Origin of the sequence: Gracilibacillus phocaeensis, from assembly GCF_900626275.1 — a bacterium.
In the GTDB taxonomy this organism is placed as follows: domain Bacteria; phylum Bacillota; class Bacilli; order Bacillales; family Amphibacillaceae; genus Gracilibacillus; species Gracilibacillus timonensis.
This window is the reverse complement of the sequence record NZ_LR131144.1, coordinates 1,533,868-1,550,266: the sequence shown is the minus strand read 5'-3', so window position 1 is coordinate 1,550,266 and position 16,399 is coordinate 1,533,868. Positions and strand designations below refer to the sequence as shown.

14 protein-coding genes and 1 other annotated feature are annotated in these 16,399 nt (G+C 40.1%); of the genes, 12 read left to right on the top strand and 2 right to left on the bottom strand.

The annotated features are described in order from the left end of the window. Positions 1-229 (top strand) — a binding site (T-box leader). A gap of 53 nt (positions 230-282) precedes the next feature. From E0E32_RS15185 to E0E32_RS15130, 12 genes are all read left to right on the top strand, one after another. Further along, the gene (locus E0E32_RS15185) at positions 283-2,934 is read left to right on the top strand and encodes a valine--tRNA ligase (protein WP_130860091.1); all 2,652 of its coding nucleotides are present in this window, start codon (positions 283-285) and stop codon (positions 2,932-2,934) included. 920 nt (positions 2,935-3,854) lie between these two features. Next, positions 3,855-5,147, top strand: coding sequence for a bifunctional folylpolyglutamate synthase/dihydrofolate synthase (locus tag E0E32_RS15180; RefSeq protein WP_165445043.1), 1,293 nt, complete (start codon positions 3,855-3,857; stop codon positions 5,145-5,147). Positions 5,148-5,229: 82 nt separating this feature from the next. Beyond that, entirely contained in the window at positions 5,230-6,018 is a 789-nt protein-coding gene (locus E0E32_RS15175) for a prepilin peptidase (RefSeq protein WP_316245337.1), read from the top strand. Positions 6,019-6,138: 120 nt separating this feature from the next. Continuing rightward, complete coding sequence (locus tag E0E32_RS15170; RefSeq protein ID WP_130860089.1) at positions 6,139-6,987, top strand: SPOR domain-containing protein; 849 nt, start codon at positions 6,139-6,141, stop codon at positions 6,985-6,987. 176 nt (positions 6,988-7,163) lie between these two features. Beyond that, positions 7,164-7,856: a RadC family protein gene (radC, locus tag E0E32_RS15165; protein ID WP_066194435.1), complete on the top strand. Its 693-nt coding sequence runs from the start codon at positions 7,164-7,166 to the stop codon at positions 7,854-7,856. Positions 7,857-8,297: 441 nt separating this feature from the next. After that, positions 8,298-9,323 carry a rod shape-determining protein gene (locus E0E32_RS15160; RefSeq protein WP_066194433.1) on the top strand — a complete coding sequence of 342 codons (1,026 nt, stop codon included), beginning with the start codon at positions 8,298-8,300 and terminating at the stop codon, positions 9,321-9,323. Positions 9,324-9,350: 27 nt separating this feature from the next. After that, on the top strand, positions 9,351-10,229 hold the full coding sequence (gene mreC, locus E0E32_RS15155) for a rod shape-determining protein MreC (RefSeq protein ID WP_066194431.1): 879 nt from the start codon (positions 9,351-9,353) through the stop codon (positions 10,227-10,229). Then, on the top strand, positions 10,226-10,765 hold the full coding sequence (gene mreD, locus E0E32_RS15150; protein WP_066194429.1) for a rod shape-determining protein MreD: 540 nt from the start codon (positions 10,226-10,228) through the stop codon (positions 10,763-10,765). Before mreC ends, mreD begins: the two co-directional genes overlap by 4 nt. A gap of 263 nt (positions 10,766-11,028) precedes the next feature. Beyond that, the gene (gene minC / locus E0E32_RS15145; protein WP_066194426.1) at positions 11,029-11,712 is read left to right on the top strand and encodes a septum site-determining protein MinC; all 684 of its coding nucleotides are present in this window, start codon (positions 11,029-11,031) and stop codon (positions 11,710-11,712) included. Further along, positions 11,705-12,508 carry a septum site-determining protein MinD gene (minD, locus tag E0E32_RS15140; RefSeq protein ID WP_066194423.1) on the top strand — a complete coding sequence of 268 codons (804 nt, stop codon included), beginning with the start codon at positions 11,705-11,707 and terminating at the stop codon, positions 12,506-12,508. The genes minC and minD overlap by 8 nt, the downstream gene beginning before the upstream one ends. A gap of 159 nt (positions 12,509-12,667) precedes the next feature. Continuing rightward, positions 12,668-13,354: a response regulator transcription factor gene (locus E0E32_RS15135; RefSeq protein WP_066194420.1), complete on the top strand. Its 687-nt coding sequence runs from the start codon at positions 12,668-12,670 to the stop codon at positions 13,352-13,354. Next, complete coding sequence (locus E0E32_RS15130) at positions 13,351-14,235, top strand: sensor histidine kinase (RefSeq protein ID WP_130860088.1); 885 nt, start codon at positions 13,351-13,353, stop codon at positions 14,233-14,235. Before E0E32_RS15135 ends, E0E32_RS15130 begins: the two co-directional genes overlap by 4 nt. Before the next feature lie 322 nt (positions 14,236-14,557). Here the strand turns inward: E0E32_RS15130 and E0E32_RS15125 are convergent, their stop codons facing one another. Beyond that, a complete protein-coding gene (locus tag E0E32_RS15125; protein WP_130860087.1) occupies positions 14,558-15,325 on the bottom strand; it encodes a hypothetical protein in 768 nt (255 codons plus the stop codon). Continuing rightward, positions 15,318-16,250 (bottom strand): ABC transporter ATP-binding protein, encoded by a 933-nt coding sequence (locus E0E32_RS15120; protein ID WP_130860086.1) that lies wholly within the window; start codon positions 16,248-16,250, stop codon positions 15,318-15,320. The genes E0E32_RS15125 and E0E32_RS15120 overlap by 8 nt, the downstream gene beginning before the upstream one ends. Positions 16,251-16,399 lie beyond the last annotated feature (149 nt).

Below are 16,399 nucleotides of genomic sequence, written 5' to 3'. Positions count from 1 at the left end.
TGAAATGCATTGATGAGGAAGAGTACTTCACACCGTTCGAAAGAGAGGAAAACCCACTGGCTGAAAGGTTTTCTCGAAAAGGGATGAAGGAAGGTAGCCTTGAGAGCAGCTATGCTGAAAATCGAGTAGGTTTAGCCGGTGGGAACCGTTATTTTCTTGAATGAGTGTATAGGCAGGTTGTCTATAAACAAAGGTGGTACCGCGGAAGTTAACCCTTTTCGTCCTTTTATATAATAGGATGAGAAGGGTTTTGTAATGTCCACAGAAAAAGGAGGAAGAGACATGACACAACAGCCGGAAGTAAATTTGCCGTCAAAATATGATCCTGCTGCCGTTGAGCAAGGCAGGTATCAGAAATGGATAGAGGGAAAATATTTTGAAGCACAGAATGATACCAGTAAGGAACCATTTACAATCGTTATCCCACCGCCAAATGTCACAGGGAAGCTGCACATCGGTCATGCTTGGGATACGACTTTGCAAGATATTATTACGAGAGTGAAAAGAATGCAAGGTTATGATGTATTATATTTGCCGGGGATGGACCATGCTGGAATTTCTACTCAAGCGAAAGTGGAGGCCAAACTGCGTGAAGAAGGTGTTTCACGCCATGATCTAGGACGGGATAAATTTCTCGAGCAAGCCTGGAATTGGAAAGAAGAATATGCCGGCTTCATTCGGAAACAGTGGGAAAAGCTTGGATTAGGTCTCGATTATTCCCGCGAACGCTTCACCCTTGATCAAGGATTATCCGAAGCGGTAAAAGAGGTTTTTGTGAAATTATATGAAAAAGATCTCATTTATCGTGGAGAATATATTATCAACTGGGATCCTGATACAAAAACGGCGCTATCGGATATTGAGGTGATCTATCAAGATGTTCAAGGACATTTCTACCATATGAGATATCCTTTAGTAGATGGTTCCGGTCATATTGAGATTGCGACAACAAGACCGGAGACGATGCTTGGAGATACCGCGGTAGCCGTTCACCCAGACGATGAGCGCTATCAGCACTTAATTGGCAAAAAGGTAAAACTACCTATCATTGGTCGTGAAATCGAGATTGTTGCTGATGCTTATGTTGATATGGAATTTGGTTCGGGTGCTGTAAAGATCACCCCTGCTCATGACCCCAATGACTTTGAGGTGGGGGAACGCCATCAATTAGAGCGAGTGTTGATTATGAATGAGGACGGCACCATGAATGAAAATGCTGGTAAGTATCAAGGCTTGGATCGTTTTGATTGTCGGCAACAGATTGTAAAAGACTTACAAGATCAAGGCGTTCTATTTGAAATCGAAGAACACATGCATTCAGTTGGACACTCGGAGCGAAGTGGCGCTGTAGTAGAGCCTTATTTATCTACGCAATGGTTTGTCCACATGCAGCCTTTAGCAGATGCTGTAATCGATATGCAACAAGGTACAGATGAAGAGAAAGTCCATTTTGTTCCTGAACGCTTTGAGAAAACGTATCTGCGCTGGATGGAGAATATTCGGGACTGGTGTATTTCTCGTCAATTATGGTGGGGACACCGTATTCCTGCTTGGTATCACAAAGAAACTGGAGAGATCTATGTTGGCAAGGAAGCCCCGGCTGATGAGGAGAATTGGGAACAGGATCAGGATGTGTTGGACACATGGTTTTCTTCTGCCTTATGGCCATTTTCTACTTTAGAGTGGCCGAATTTGGAGTCGGAGGAATTTAAACACTTTTTCCCAACCAATGTACTCGTTACAGGGTATGATATTATTTTCTTCTGGGTATCGCGGATGATTTTTCAATCAAAGGAATTTACTGATCAGCGACCGTTCCAAGATGTATTGCTCCATGGGTTAGTTCGTGCTGCAGATGGCCGTAAAATGAGTAAGTCATTAGGCAATGGGGTTGATCCGATGGAGGTTATCGAAAAATATGGTGCTGATTCACTGCGTTATTTCCTAGCAACCGGCTCAAGCCCTGGGCAGGACCTGCGTTTTCACTGGGAGAAGGTGGAATCGACCTGGAATTTCATTAATAAAATATGGAATGCTTCGCGATTTGTGTTGATGAATATGGAAGGTCTGACGCACGAACAGATCGATATAACTGGAAAAAAATCCGTTGCCGATCAATGGATTCTCACCCGGTTGAACGAGACGATCGAGCAGGTGACTCGCCATGTTGATAAATATGATTTTGGTGAGGCTGGCAGATATTTATATAACTTTATTTGGGATGATTTCTGTGATTGGTATATTGAAATGGCCAAATTGCCGCTCTATGGGGAGGACGAAGATGCGAAACGGACAACACGCTCCATTCTAGCGTATGTCTTAGACGCTACCATGCGTATGCTTCACCCATTTATGCCGTTTGTGACGGAGGAAATTTGGCAGCAGTTGCCACATCAAGGAGAATCGATTGTGCTCGCTTCCTGGCCGACGGTAGACGATTCCCTTTCGAATAAGGAGTCTGCCGAAGTAATGAAGAAACTGGTTGCTATTATTCGTTCGGTTCGAAATACAAGGGCTGAGGTGGATACACCAATGTCCAAAGAAATACCCATTTTAATTCAGGCGAATGATACAGCAAATCAAGAGCAGCTTGAAGCAAACAAAAGCTATCTGGAACGTTTTTGTAATCCAAGTGAGCTAACGATTGGTACATCGCTTGACATTCCAGATAAGGTAATGTCTGCAGTGGTAACAGGAGCAGAGATATTCCTGCCGTTGGAAGGTTTGATTGATATCGATAAAGAACTGGCTCGTCTGCGAGCGGAACACGAGAAATTAAACCAAGAGGTAGCTAGAGTAGAAAAGAAATTAGCTAATCAAGGTTTTGTCAGTAAGGCACCCGCTCAAGTAGTCGAGGCAGAGAAAGACAAACAAAGAGATTATATTGTGAAAAGAGAAAAGGTAGAGGCACGTATTCAAGAGTTACAAAAATAATTAATGAAAAAACCGGGCAAAATTCGCCCGGTCCTTTACGAATAACTAAAAGTAGCCACTGAACTGCCGATAAGATGGATTATGTAAAGTAGCCCACTTTTCTTAGTGGTGAGTTTGATCGTTTTATCTGTGCAAAGCAAGCGCTGCGGGAATATGCTACGCTTTCCGTGGGGCCGGCTTCAGCTAACTTGCAAAAGAAGAGCGCTTTTACAAGTGGATCTTCAGCTCGTCCTGGTCCCACAGGAGTCTCCGCATATTCCCTCCGCTAGATATACGTACAACAATGGTTGTTACTGCAAGGATGAAGCGTTCTAAGTACCTAAATAATTTTGTAGCAAAAAGAGAAAATCGCCAACTGATTTTTCGACTGCATATGGATCGTGCTACAAAATGGTTCTTTCATTTATAAAAACCATAATGTATGATCGAATCATACTCTCAACAAAGTTTATCTAGCATGATGATGGTGCCTAGAATGCTACATCCTAGCAGTCATTCGATTGTAGTCCTACTACCTAGCGGAGAAAATAGGTGGAGACTCCTGTGGGAAAACGCAGTGTGAAGACCCCGCAGGAAGCGAACTTCGCTGACGAGGAGGCTGAGCGCAAGCCCACGGAACGCGGAACCTATTTTCGGAGCGCCATCTAGCAGAGACAAACAATCAACTTTACTACATGGAATAATGGAACTAGATACTTTACATAATCCATCTTATCGGCATCACCATTCGTCAAGGTCAAAATCGGTCCACAGAAAGTGACTGTTGATAAGACGGGATGATGTTAAATAGACCAAAATAATTTTCACGACAAGAATGAAGTGTTCTCGATACTGAAAAATCCGTCATCGTATATTTTTACATTAAGAGCAAGCAACAACATAGAATGTTCTGTCTATCTGATAATAGGGGTGAAAAAATCATGTCTAACAAAAGCATCCAATCAATGGAAGAAGCACACGACTTTTTTCAACAACGCAGGCAATTAGGCATTAAACCAGGCCTACAAAGGGTGGAGAAGCTGGCTGGAGCAGTTGGAAATCCAGAGCAATTACTGAATGCCGTTCATATTGCAGGTACAAATGGAAAAGGTTCTACGGTTGTCTTTTTAAAGAGTATACTAGAGCAAGCAGGTTATCGTGTGGGCAGTTTCACCTCTCCGCCAAAAGAGACATTCTTGGACATGATCGAAGTGGGTGACCAATCGATTACAGACACTGATTTTATTGATATTTTGCAACGACTGCTGCCGAGTATTGAGCAATTAGATCAGCAACAGGATCCTCCCAGCGAATTTGAAATATTAACGGTTATCGCCTTCGTCCATTTACAAGCGTCTGCCGATATTGCCATTATTGAGGTTGCGATGGGAGGGAGAGAGGACACCACAAATATTCTCACTCCACTTGTATCGGTGGTGACAACCATTGGTTTAGATCATCAACGTTTTCTCGGAGACACCTATCAAGCGATCGCCTACCATAAGGCAGGTATTATCAAAAAGGATACACCAGTGATAGTGGGCAGAGTCCCTGCTTGTACGAGAGAGACGTTTATAACGGAAGCGGAACGGCAAACGGCCCCTTTGATTTGGTTGGAACAACAGCTTAGCGTGGATCAGTATGTCCCACTTGATAGGATAGATCAGGTACAATTAACGATGGGTAGTGATCGATTGACATTTACGAAACAGATAGTGGGTGAGCATCAGGTAGACAATGCCGCACTGGCTGTTGCCGCTTGTCAGCAATTAAAGGAACACGGTTTTACAATAGGAAAAGCGCATATGGAAATAGGATTATCCAATGCCTTTATATCGGGGCGTTTTGAACAGGTGATGAGCCATCCGTTGATTATTATAGACAGTGCTCATAATCACGAGTCCATACAGGCATTTTGTCGGACCGTTTCGCAACGGGATAACAGTAAATCCCCAAAAGTGTTATTTGCTGTTTTCAAAGATAAACCCATTACAGCCATGATGACGTGTTTAGCAAGACAGTTTGATGAAATTCTCTGTACAACTTTTGACCATCCACGGGCAGCTAAGACAGAGGAAATAGCATTATCATTCCCTAAGGTACAGACAGTAGACTGGAAAACGTTCTTACTATCATTAGCGCCTATGGATCGATTGTATGTTACTGGGTCCGTTGAATTTGTTACACAAGTAAGAAAGTATTTGTTGAATCACTCGCCTGCGAAAAACGATTAATTTTTTCGCGGGTGTTTCTTACATCCACATAGACAATAATAGTCCATTGTTCTATAATGAAAGGGAACTATCCCTCTCTTCCGTGCACTCCTCTATATTCTATATAAAGGCGGTGTTGCACATTTTTCCCTATGTATGTTTTTGTCTATTAGGACTTGTATTTGGCTCCTTCTTCAATGTGGTCGGAATAAGGGTGCCGCAACAAAATTTTTTAGAGCAGAGCCGATCCATTTGCCCGCATTGTCGGCATGTACTCCGTTGGTATGAGCTAATCCCGGTTGTATCCTATCTACTTCAATTTGCAAAATGTCGTCATTGTCAACAACTAATTTCTCCCATTTACCCCTTGATTGAATTAAGTACAGCCTTTTTGTTTATGTTGAGTTATCATTTCTTTGGCTTGTCCACAGCTTGTCTACTCAGCCTCTTCTTTGTCTCCTTATTGATGATTGTGATCATAACAGATATTCGTTATCTGTTAATTCCTGATCGTTTACTTCTTTGTTTTACTCCACTATTACTTTTCATGCGATTACTAGAGACACCAACTCCATGGTATGACATTATTTGGGGCAGTCTCCTTGGATTCGTGCTTTTGTTGCTGATTATTCTATTGTCTCGTGGCGGGATGGGGGCAGGAGATATGAAATTGATGGCAGTTATAGGGATAGTAATAGGTTGGAAAGGTGTATTATTAACCTTATCTATCGCCAGTTTGCTGGGATTGGTGTTGGGTTATGGTCTTATCGCGCTGCGCCTTATCCACCACAAACGACCGATCCCTTTTGCCCCATTTCTAGCTATTGCCGGATTGGTAGCTTGGTTTAGCGGAGAACCTATTATTGCGTATTATTTATCGTTTTATCCATGAAGTTTCTTTGTTTTGTCGTTAATTGCCGGATACTTTTTTTACTAGACTGACAAAAGTCGTCTTACTTTTTATAGCAATTATGGTAGGGTGATAGAAACAAAGGTGAAACGAGGGAGAAGCATGGAAGAGAAAAATAGTTCAAGATTTCCATCTACAGATCAAGAAGGTAACACAGAGCAAGCGAATCAAGATAATGTGCTGGTGCATAAAGGGTACAGTGATTGGGACAATGGAAGTTATACCCACGTTACAGGTAATCAAGCTTTTTCTTATTCAAAAAAAACTTCTTTTTTCGAAAAGTATAAAGGGTTGCTTATTTCGACGCTTATTGCTGTAATCATTGGCGTCAGTTTAGGTGTGATTATGTTGAAGATATTTATTGATTTAGACCCAGAAGAAGTAACTTTTCAAAGTGGAGGACAGGCAAATGGACAAACTGTGACGACCAAGGCCGAGGGAAACGGTACTGAAAGCACATCAACCTTTGCATCACAAAGTTTTTCCTTTTTTGTTACACAGGCTGGTGTTTTTAGCGAAGAAGCAAAGGCACAAGAATTGGTCGATCGCTTACAAGGGGCAGAAATTAAATCTGTGACATGGGTGGAAGACAATCAATTTCATGTGTTGGTAGGGGTTGATGGGAATGAAGCAGGCTCAAAGGCATTTGCCAGTTCCGAGTTACCTTCTGATATGGAATTTTATGCAGGCAAACCATGGCAGATATCTTCGGACTCTATGGAAATAACCGGTGCAGATCAGGAGGCATTAACGCAATTGGAATCAATCATCACGCAATTGTTAGAGGGAGCAGATGCTGCAGGGGCAATCGATCAATGGCAAGGAACAGATTCATTGGACACTGCACCAATCACAGAAGCACTGGAGCAAATCCAATCAGCCAATAATGAACAAGCGATACAAGCGGCAACTTTAGAATTAATTCAAGCTTATCAGATGCTTTCTCAATAAATAACGGAATAAGTAAAATCTTAAAAGTGATACGTAAAAGTAAGCTATATTCGGATTATACCATTAGCAAACGATGCTTTTCTGATGTAGTGAACGACCACAAATCTGTTTTTCACCATTTGTTGGCAGCTGTTTTTCCTATTACAATAAGATCATTGCGAAAAGGAGGACAAAGAATGAAACTGCCAACAACGATTAAAATGAAAGAAGTACCGAAAGAGGACCGACCACGTGAGCGACTGTTAGAACACGGCGCAAGTCATTTATCGAATCAAGAGTTACTGGCGATATTATTGGGATCAGGAACGCGCCAAGAAAATGTTCATCAGTTGGCGGAAAAGGTACTGCGTCACTTTGAAGGCTTGTCCATGCTGCGAGAGGTAACCATTGAAGAATTGACCAACATCAATGGAATTGGCCAAGTAAAGGGAGTAAACATCTTAGCTGCTGTTGAATTTGGTAAGCGGATTCAAGTATACAAAAAGCCAGAACGTTACACGATTCGTACCCCTGAGGATGGTGCCAATTTCTTGATGGAGAAGATGAAGACGTTGAAGCAAGAACATTTTGTCTGTCTATATCTTAATACAAAAAATCAAGTTTTACATCGACAAACTATTTTTATTGGAGGTCTTAACTCGTCGATTGTGCACCCGCGAGAAGTTTTTCGTGAAGCGGTCAGGCGATCGGCGGCCTCGATAATCTGTGCCCACAATCATCCATCTGGTGATCCCTCTCCTTCTCAAGAAGACATTCATGTAACCAAACGTTTAGCAGATAGTGGCAAGATGATTGGAATAGATCTATTAGACCATATCATTATCGGGGATAATACCTTTATCTCTTTAAAAGAAAAAGGGTATTTATAATAGAAGATCAAAGAAACACACTTGGTCCTTTGTTACTACATGGAACTGTCGCTGCTTGAACCACCTATTCTGAAAATGATGGCAAAATCCTAGAGAATGATCATTTCATCATTTTATACGTAATAGAGTTTTGATATCTTTTTCCTGTATTAAAACCAAGAAGTTCACTTGGCTTATGTCTGTCTCTACGGATGTTCTGCAACGTGAAAATGTACAGACAAATGATTCTTTTTAACGAACTTTTTATACATGTATTTATAATACTATCTATTTTGTTTTTTTTTCAGTATAATAGAAGTTACAAGCTATGAATAGCGCCTTATACAAGAATTGCTTGTATGGAGGCGCTCCTTATTGTGACAACATACAATTTCTTGCTTGATCGCTTAGAAAAGCATAAAATAATAGAAGTGAATAACTTGGTTGAGAGGAAGAGAAAGAGTGGGTATATTTAATTTTTCACAAGATTTAGGAATTGATTTAGGTACAGCAAATACATTGGTATTTATTAAAAGTAAAGGGATTATCGTGCGAGAGCCCTCTGTTGTTGCGATAAATAAAACGACAGGTAACATTGAAGCAGTTGGTAGTGATGCAAGAAATATGATTGGCAGGACGCCAGGGAATATTTCGGTTATTCGCCCAATGAAGGATGGTGTAATAGCTGATTATGACACAACTGCTTCGATGATGAAATACTATATTAAATTAGCTCAGAAAAATCGCTCCAGTCTAGCGAAAAAGCCTAGTGTGATGGTGTGTGTACCATCTGGTATTACGATGGTAGAAGAGCGGGCGGTTATTGATGCAACCAAACAAGCAGGAGCAAAGGATGCCTTTCCGATTGCGGAACCATTTGCAGCGGCAATTGGAGCTGGTTTGCCGGTTTGGGAACCTACAGGAAGTATGATCGTTGATATTGGTGGCGGAACAACGGAAGTAGCCGTTATCTCTTTAGGTGGTATTGTTACTAGTCGTTCTATCCGTACTGCAGGAGATGACATGGATGATGCCATTATCCAATATATCAAAAAAACATATAATTTAATGATTGGTGAACGGTCCGCAGAATCGATTAAAATGGATATAGGTTCGGCTCAAGCACTAGAGAGTGATCAAGAGATGGACATCAGGGGGCGTGACTTACTTACCGGTTTACCGAAAACTATTTCGATCCAATCATCAGAGATTACCTCTGCGCTAAGAGATACCGTAGAAGCTATTGTAGAAGCGGTAAAAAATACATTAGAGAGCACACCGCCAGAATTAGCGGCAGATATAATGGATCGAGGTATAGTTTTATCTGGAGGCGGGGCTTTACTCCGAGATTTAGATCAAGTCATTAGTGATGAGACGAAAATGCCTGTATTTGTAGCAGATGAACCGCTTGATAGTGTCGCTATTGGGACTGGAAAGGCATTGGAATATATTGATCACTTTAAAGCACATCCCAATGTTGGCGTGTAATGCGTAACAAATAAAGAAGGTGTTACAATGTTTGACAAAAAGAGAAGACTGTTTATCATCATGATATCCCTCATTATCATTGTTGGATTGATTGGTTTTACTTTGCGAGATCGTACCAATTTAACCATGGTAGAGGACTTTGTACATGACAGCGTGGGATGGGTACAAGAGATCGTCAATAAACCGATCGCATTTACGGCAAGTGTGACGAACAATATAAAAGAAATTCGCAATGTATACCGGGAAAATCAAGTGTTAAAAACGAATATAGGTGAACTAAGACAGTTAGAATATCAAAATCAAGAACTAACACAGGAAATAGAAGAATTAAAAGAGGTACTCGATAAAACGGAATCTGATTTTTTGCAGAATTTCGATACGATTCAAGCCTCTGTTATTGCTAGGAGTAAAGACAAGTTGTTTAAAGAGGTAACGATTAATCAGGGAACAGAAGATGGCGTGGAACCTAATATGGCGGTAATAGCTGGTCATGGAATGATTGGTAAGGTGCAAACCAGTTCCCCTTTCACTTCAACGGTTTTATTGTTAAATGGGTTTGATCGGTCTAATCGCATCTCGGTTAATGTTAATCAAGCAGAGGCTGATAATGATATGTCTGGTTTTATCGTTGGCTATGATGAAGAAAGAGAATTATTAGTATTAGAAATGAATGAAAGCAACCAAGAAGTGGAGGAAGGCCAGAACGTTTTTTCTTCGGGACTTGGCGGGATCTTTCCTAAAGGTTTAGAAATTGGCGAGATTAAAGAGGTGCAGGCAGACCGGTATGAATTGACGACCATGGCCTATGTAGAGCCTGCTGCAGATTTGGCAGACCTAAGTCATGTGATTGTGATTGACCGTGCAATGGATACGGTGGATGAGCAAGCAGAGGAGGAATCTTCATGAAGCAATTGATTCCTTTTCTAATTGCCTTCATTTGTTTTATTTTAGTCATATTAGAAGGAACGTTTGCTGCTATTTCTATTCCCTTTCTTCCAACAGACTGGATGGTTATTTCCCATTTTGTTTTTGTTTTTTTAATATACGTGACCATTTTGTTTGAAAAGGAACATACCTATTACGCCATTGCCTTCTCTGTCATCTTCAGTTTGATTATTGATATTGTATACACGGATGTCATTGGCGTATACATCTTTGCCTATACCTTCACCTTATATGTGATTCGGGTTTTAATGAAAGTATTACAGGCAAATGTGCTCATTGCTATGCTTATGACTATAATGGGAGTTACCGCAGCAGATGCCGTTGTGAATTTTCTTTATCAATTAATCCAAATTCAACAAGTAGATTGGTATTTCTATTGGCAAAACCGTCTCTTGCCAACGGTATTGTGGAATCTGATCATTGGAATCTTATTGTACATGATCTTTTCGAAACGATTAGCTAATTGGTCCGTGATCAAGTTTGACCGTATGGATTAAACAGGTTTGCCATTTGTTAGATGACCGGCAGTTATCTTAGGCAATTTGCGAAGGTTATATAGATGGTATGGTTTTCTTAGTTATGTGGAAGGAACTCTACCTATTTCCACTAGTTTAAATGATAGGACATCCGGAGTGAATGTACATAGTCAGAAAACAGAACAGACAACCATAAGAGGCTGATGGATGGGAAGCGAGATATCTCTATCATTTTCTCGTGTATTTCATCGTCTCGGAAGGAAAGCGGTAAGGGGTTGAGAAGGATGCCAGCAAACAAGCAGGTAACAATAAAAGGTACAAGGGATGGTCTTACGCTTTTTCTCGATGATCAATGTGCATGGCATGAAATCTTACGAGAATTGGAGGAGATCCTCTCCACTAAACATATCACAGAGGACGAGCCTGTGGTGACGGTAAAGGTCGAATTAGGGAATCGTTATATTACACAGGAACAGGAACAGTCACTAACAGAATTAATTCGCAAATACAATAAATTAGAAGTGGGACAGGTTGTTTCTAACGTGATGTTAAGGCAAAAGGCTTTGGAATGGAAAGACGAAACAGACATTCATTTACACAATAAAATCATTCGATCTGGACAGGTGTTACAGGTAACGGGAGACTTATTACTCATCGGTGACGTGAACCCTGGTGGAAGAGTTATCGCAACGGGCAACATTTTTATAATGGGTAATCTGAAGGGTGTGGCACACGCAGGCTATCAAGGGAATCGAGAAGCAATTATCGCAGCAGCGCACATGGCACCGAGTCAACTGCGGATTGCAGAATTGATTAGCCGTGCCGATAAGATGGATGAAGTAGGCGTACCAATGGAGTGCGGCTTTATAGACGCGGAGGGCGAACAAATCATTATGGATCGTATTAGTACGATTTCAAGGTATCGTCCAGATCTTAATGTTTTTGAAAGGAGAATTATGAATGGGTGAAGCTATCGTTATAACATCTGGTAAGGGTGGCGTCGGTAAAACAACAACTACAGCCAATCTTGGAACCTCATTGGCCTTATTAGATAAAAAGGTATGCCTGGTGGATACGGATATCGGTTTACGGAATTTAGATGTCATTATGGGATTAGAGAACCGAATTATTTACGATATTGTGGATGTGGTCGAAGGCAGATGTAAAGTGTCCCAAGCTCTTATCAAGGATAAACGATTTTCCGAGCTGGCTTTATTGCCAGCAGCACAGACAAGTGATAAAACAGCTTTGACGCCGGAAGCAATGCTTGAAATTATTGAAGAGTTAAAGCCAGATTATGATTACATATTGATTGATTGCCCGGCTGGTATCGAACAAGGTTTTCATAATGCGGTATCAGGAGCGGACAAAGCGATTGTTGTAACTACCCCCGAGAAATCCAGTGTGCGTGATGCGGATCGGATTATTGGTTTATTGGAACAAGAAGATATTGAACCACCCCACTTAGTTATAAACCGAATTCGCAATCATATGATGAAAAATGGGGATATGTTGGATGTTGATGAGGTGATACAGGTGCTATCCATTGATCTAATTGGCATAGTGGCAGATGATGATGACGTGATAAAGGCCTCTAACCATGGTGAACCTGTTGCTTTTCAACCGAAAGCAAGAGCTTCTATCTCCTATCGCAATATTGCTCGAAGAATCTTAGGAGAATCCGTACCATTACAATCTTTAGAGAACAAGGAAACCTTCATGGATAAGGTGAAAAAAGCTTTAGGTATGAAGAGGAAAAAATAGCTTTTGCTCCGTAACCATTTTATAAAAGATAATTATCTTCACCAATCTTAGTCATCTAGCGTAACATGGAAGAACCTGGCGATTTAGCCTGGTTCTTCTTAACATATTGGGAACGGAACCATACGAAGGCTGCTCAATAAAGCATATAGGAGCAATCAGATGAAAAAGAAAATTTTAGTGGTAGAAGACAATAATGAAATTAACCAAATGCTGAGAGAGCTGCTGTCTAATCACTATCAAGTAGTCGGCGCATACTCGGGAACGGAAGGGTTACTTTTGCTACAAAAGGAAGCACCTGATTTAGTATTATTGGATATTATGCTGCCAGGGAAAGACGGGGCTCAAGTATTGCAAGAAATTCGTAAGGTAAGTCAAGTACCTATAATTATGATAACGGCTTTAGGTGAGAAAAGGCTGGTCACTGAGTACTTGTTAAATGGAGCGAATGATTATATTACGAAACCATTTGATGATGATGAATTACTAGCTCGTGTGCTGGTTCAACTACGTCATATGGAAGTGGAATCAGCAGTGAGTGATGTACAAGCTATTAAAAATATATGGATAGATAGACGTAACTTCGAGATATCACGTAAGGGGGAGCGTCTGCGCCTAGGAAAAAAAGAATTTGAGATTTTGACCTATTTACTTGATCATCCTAACCAGATTTATACGAAAGAGCAATTATACGAAACGATTTGGCAAGAGAGTTATTTGCCAGGAGATAATTCCTTGAATGCGCAATTAAGTAATTTACGTAGAAAAATTGCCACCTTAGATGCTAAAGAAGAATATATTGAAACCATATGGGGGCTTGGTGTGCGTTTGGCGGGTGAGAAGAAATGATTGGTTTTGCCATCTTCTTGGTTGGTCTATGCACTGTGTTTATCTTTCTTTATTATCGACAGAAAAAGGCGCTAAAAAGGTTATTAGAGGATATCGAAACAAAGCGTCTCACGGAAACTAACTTGTTATTGACCAGCCAAACGAAAAATGCCGAAGTCAATCAGTTGATCCACGCATTTAATCAGCTTTTTCATGAATTAAAAGTTACCAAAGTTGCCAGTCAGCAAGAACAAGCAACCTTAAAATTAGCACTACATAATATTACCCACGACATTCGCACACCATTGACGATTGCCAATGGTTATACACAACAGTTGCTAAGAAAACAGAGCAACATGCAGCCAACACTACAAAAAGTCCATGGCAATATTCGTATTGTTGCCGATCGCTTAGATATTTTATTAGAGTATCAAAACCTTCTAGAGCAATCAGTTCAGCCTGTGTTTCAATCGGTAAACCTTACGGAACTGATCAAGCAAGAGCTAGTGTTGTTCTATGATACACTTAACGATCGTGCTTTTGATGTAGATGTGGATCTGGAACAAATTATTACAATAACATGTGATCCCGATTTATTAAAGCGTATCATGCAAAATCTATTTGGGAATGTTTTGAAACATGGGAAAGATTATTTGCGGATTCATATAAATAAAACAAAGGAACACGTTTTAATCGAAGTAACAAACGGTGAGCAACATCCAATAAAAAATATAGAACATCTGACAACACGTTTTTATTCGGAAAATATGTCTAATACAGAGAACTCTTCTGGGTTAGGTTTATATATTGCAAAAGAGTTAACCGAATTAACGAATGGTCATATGACTATTCATGAGCTTAATGACATGTTTACGGTTCATTTAACTTGGAAAAATAATTAGATAAACTCGGCAAATTCTGCTCGGTACTTTATCGTCACTCGAAACTAGATAAGGATTATCGATAAGATGGATTAGGTAAACCTTACTAGGGATCACTTTGAGATATAAATAGTGCAGGTCAATGCTCCAGCCAAGCCCTTCGCTTTTACCCGGAGCGCTCGCCTAGCACTAAAAAAAAGGGCAAAGTCAACTGCTCACAAAAGTAGTCTACTTTACATAATTCGTCTTATCAGCACTTCAGTTCATTCAAAGTTATCATCTTTCCAAATCCTATCACATAAAAAAAGAGGGCTTTTCATTTATAGAACGGCCCTCCATTTTTTTATAGATTTTTATAACGGAAAACTTGATGGGTGGTAACGGCCATAATCAAGATGACAGCTATATTGCAAATCAAAAAAGTGAACCAGGAAAAATCAGGGATGTCACGTAACCAAGCTTGATTTATTCCTGTTTGAAAATCGAAATAGGTTAACCATTGACGGTTGAAAACGGCGTATAACACATTCATCACCAATGGAATGATGATAATACTAATGATACTGCTAATGTTGGAAAAAGTAATCACTAAAATGCATAAGCCAATCATAAATAGACTCTGGAAAGCAATAAACTGAATGCCGATAGTTTGTAAGGCGTTCACCCAAAAATGATCAGGCATACTACCAATGCCATTCGCAGCTGCAGCCGTGAAAAAAGCAGAGGTATAATAAAAAATAAACTGTAAGGCAGCTACAACAGAAAAAATAACATACTTAGAACCAAGATATTGAAAACGGGATACACCAGAAGCCAGTTGGTTTTTATAACTCTGATGAACAAAATCATAACCGACAATCATCACGAGTAACGGTAAACAAAAATAAACCAAAAAGCTTGCCATACTGGAAAAAGCGATAAATGTCCGATAACTATCCCAATGATTTACCAGGCTTTGCAGCTCAGTCGTCTCATCAGACTGAACCCCAACGGTTCCGGTAGCTTGAGCTAAAATGCTAATAACGACAAACAGGATTAATAAAACTTGGGTGATATAAAATCCTTTTGTATGGAATAAACGATATAGATCGGCTCGAATTGCATTAATCATGCGTAACCTCCTCCGTTTCTACTTGAACTAATCCGGTGAAGTATTTCTCTAAATCCTGTTTTTGATAATAAATCCCATCAATCGGTATCTGATGATGCACCATCATGGTCGTGATTTGGTTGATTTGGTTCGAGGTATCAAAAATATGGATGCTGTCATTTGCCACAATCTTGATTTGGTACTGGTTGATTTCTTCCAATACGCGGGAAGCATTTGCGACTTGTGAAGTTTGTAATACGATGTATTCCTGTCCCATTGTGTCAAATTCATCTTTGGAAATCTCTTGTACAATTTTACCCTGATCGATGATTCCGAAGCGGGTAGCTACATGATACAGTTCCGATAAGATATGACTGGAAATAATAATCGTCATATTTTGTTCTTGCTGCAGTCTTTTTATCATTTGACGAAATTCAGTGATAGAAAGAGGATCCAGGCCGTTAATCGGTTCATCAAGTATGAGAAAATCAGGGCGAGATAAAATAGCGATGGCGATTCCAAGCTTTTGTTTCATCCCTAATGAAAAATATTTGAATTTCTTTTTATCTGTTGGATCTAATCCTACAATATGAAGTGTTTCCTCAATAACCTTTGTTTCATCGGTAATGCCTCGTAATTTACAATAATAAGCAAGGTTTTTCCAGCTGGAAAGCTGGTCATACGCGACTGGGATTTCAATTACACTACCAGTTCGATGTAAAGCAGTTGTCCAGCTTTTTTCAGATGAGGAGCCGAATAACGATACTCGTCCATTAGTTGGATGGATGAGCTTTACGATCGACTTTAATAAGGTGGTTTTACCTGCACCATTTCTCCCGATCAAACCATAAATTTCTCCTTTTTGGATGGATAACGATACATTTTTCAAGGCGTATTGTTTTTTAAACGATACATTTAGTTGTTTTATCTCTAATATGGTGTCCAATTTGCTTACCTCCTTTTGCTATACTTCTTATTGTACAGGCTGTTTCTCAGATTTTGCTCAACCAATCTTCAAATATTTCTAAAATAATTTATTTTTTATGAATGAGAGCTCCCATGCGGAATATGATGAAATAAATAGCTTATATAGAG

Bases quoted from the DNA above. Each gene is read 5' to 3' on its own strand.
- E0E32_RS15125 (WP_130860087.1), bottom strand. From the start codon at position 15,325: ATGATTAATGCAATTCGAGCCGATCTATATCGTTTATTCCATACAAAA.
- E0E32_RS15135 (WP_066194420.1), top strand. From the start codon at position 12,668: ATGAAAAAGAAAATTTTAGTGGTAGAAGACAATAATGAAATTAACCAA.
- E0E32_RS15185 (WP_130860091.1), top strand. From the start codon at position 283: ATGACACAACAGCCGGAAGTAAATTTGCCGTCAAAATATGATCCTGCT.
- mreD (WP_066194429.1), top strand. From the start codon at position 10,226: ATGAAGCAATTGATTCCTTTTCTAATTGCCTTCATTTGTTTTATTTTA.
- minC (WP_066194426.1), top strand. From the start codon at position 11,029: ATGCCAGCAAACAAGCAGGTAACAATAAAAGGTACAAGGGATGGTCTT.
- minD (WP_066194423.1), top strand. From the start codon at position 11,705: ATGGGTGAAGCTATCGTTATAACATCTGGTAAGGGTGGCGTCGGTAAA.
- E0E32_RS15170 (WP_130860089.1), top strand. From the start codon at position 6,139: ATGGAAGAGAAAAATAGTTCAAGATTTCCATCTACAGATCAAGAAGGT.
- E0E32_RS15130 (WP_130860088.1), top strand. From the start codon at position 13,351: ATGATTGGTTTTGCCATCTTCTTGGTTGGTCTATGCACTGTGTTTATC.
- E0E32_RS15180 (WP_165445043.1), top strand. From the start codon at position 3,855: ATGTCTAACAAAAGCATCCAATCAATGGAAGAAGCACACGACTTTTTT.
- radC (WP_066194435.1), top strand. From the start codon at position 7,164: ATGAAACTGCCAACAACGATTAAAATGAAAGAAGTACCGAAAGAGGAC.
- mreC (WP_066194431.1), top strand. From the start codon at position 9,351: ATGTTTGACAAAAAGAGAAGACTGTTTATCATCATGATATCCCTCATT.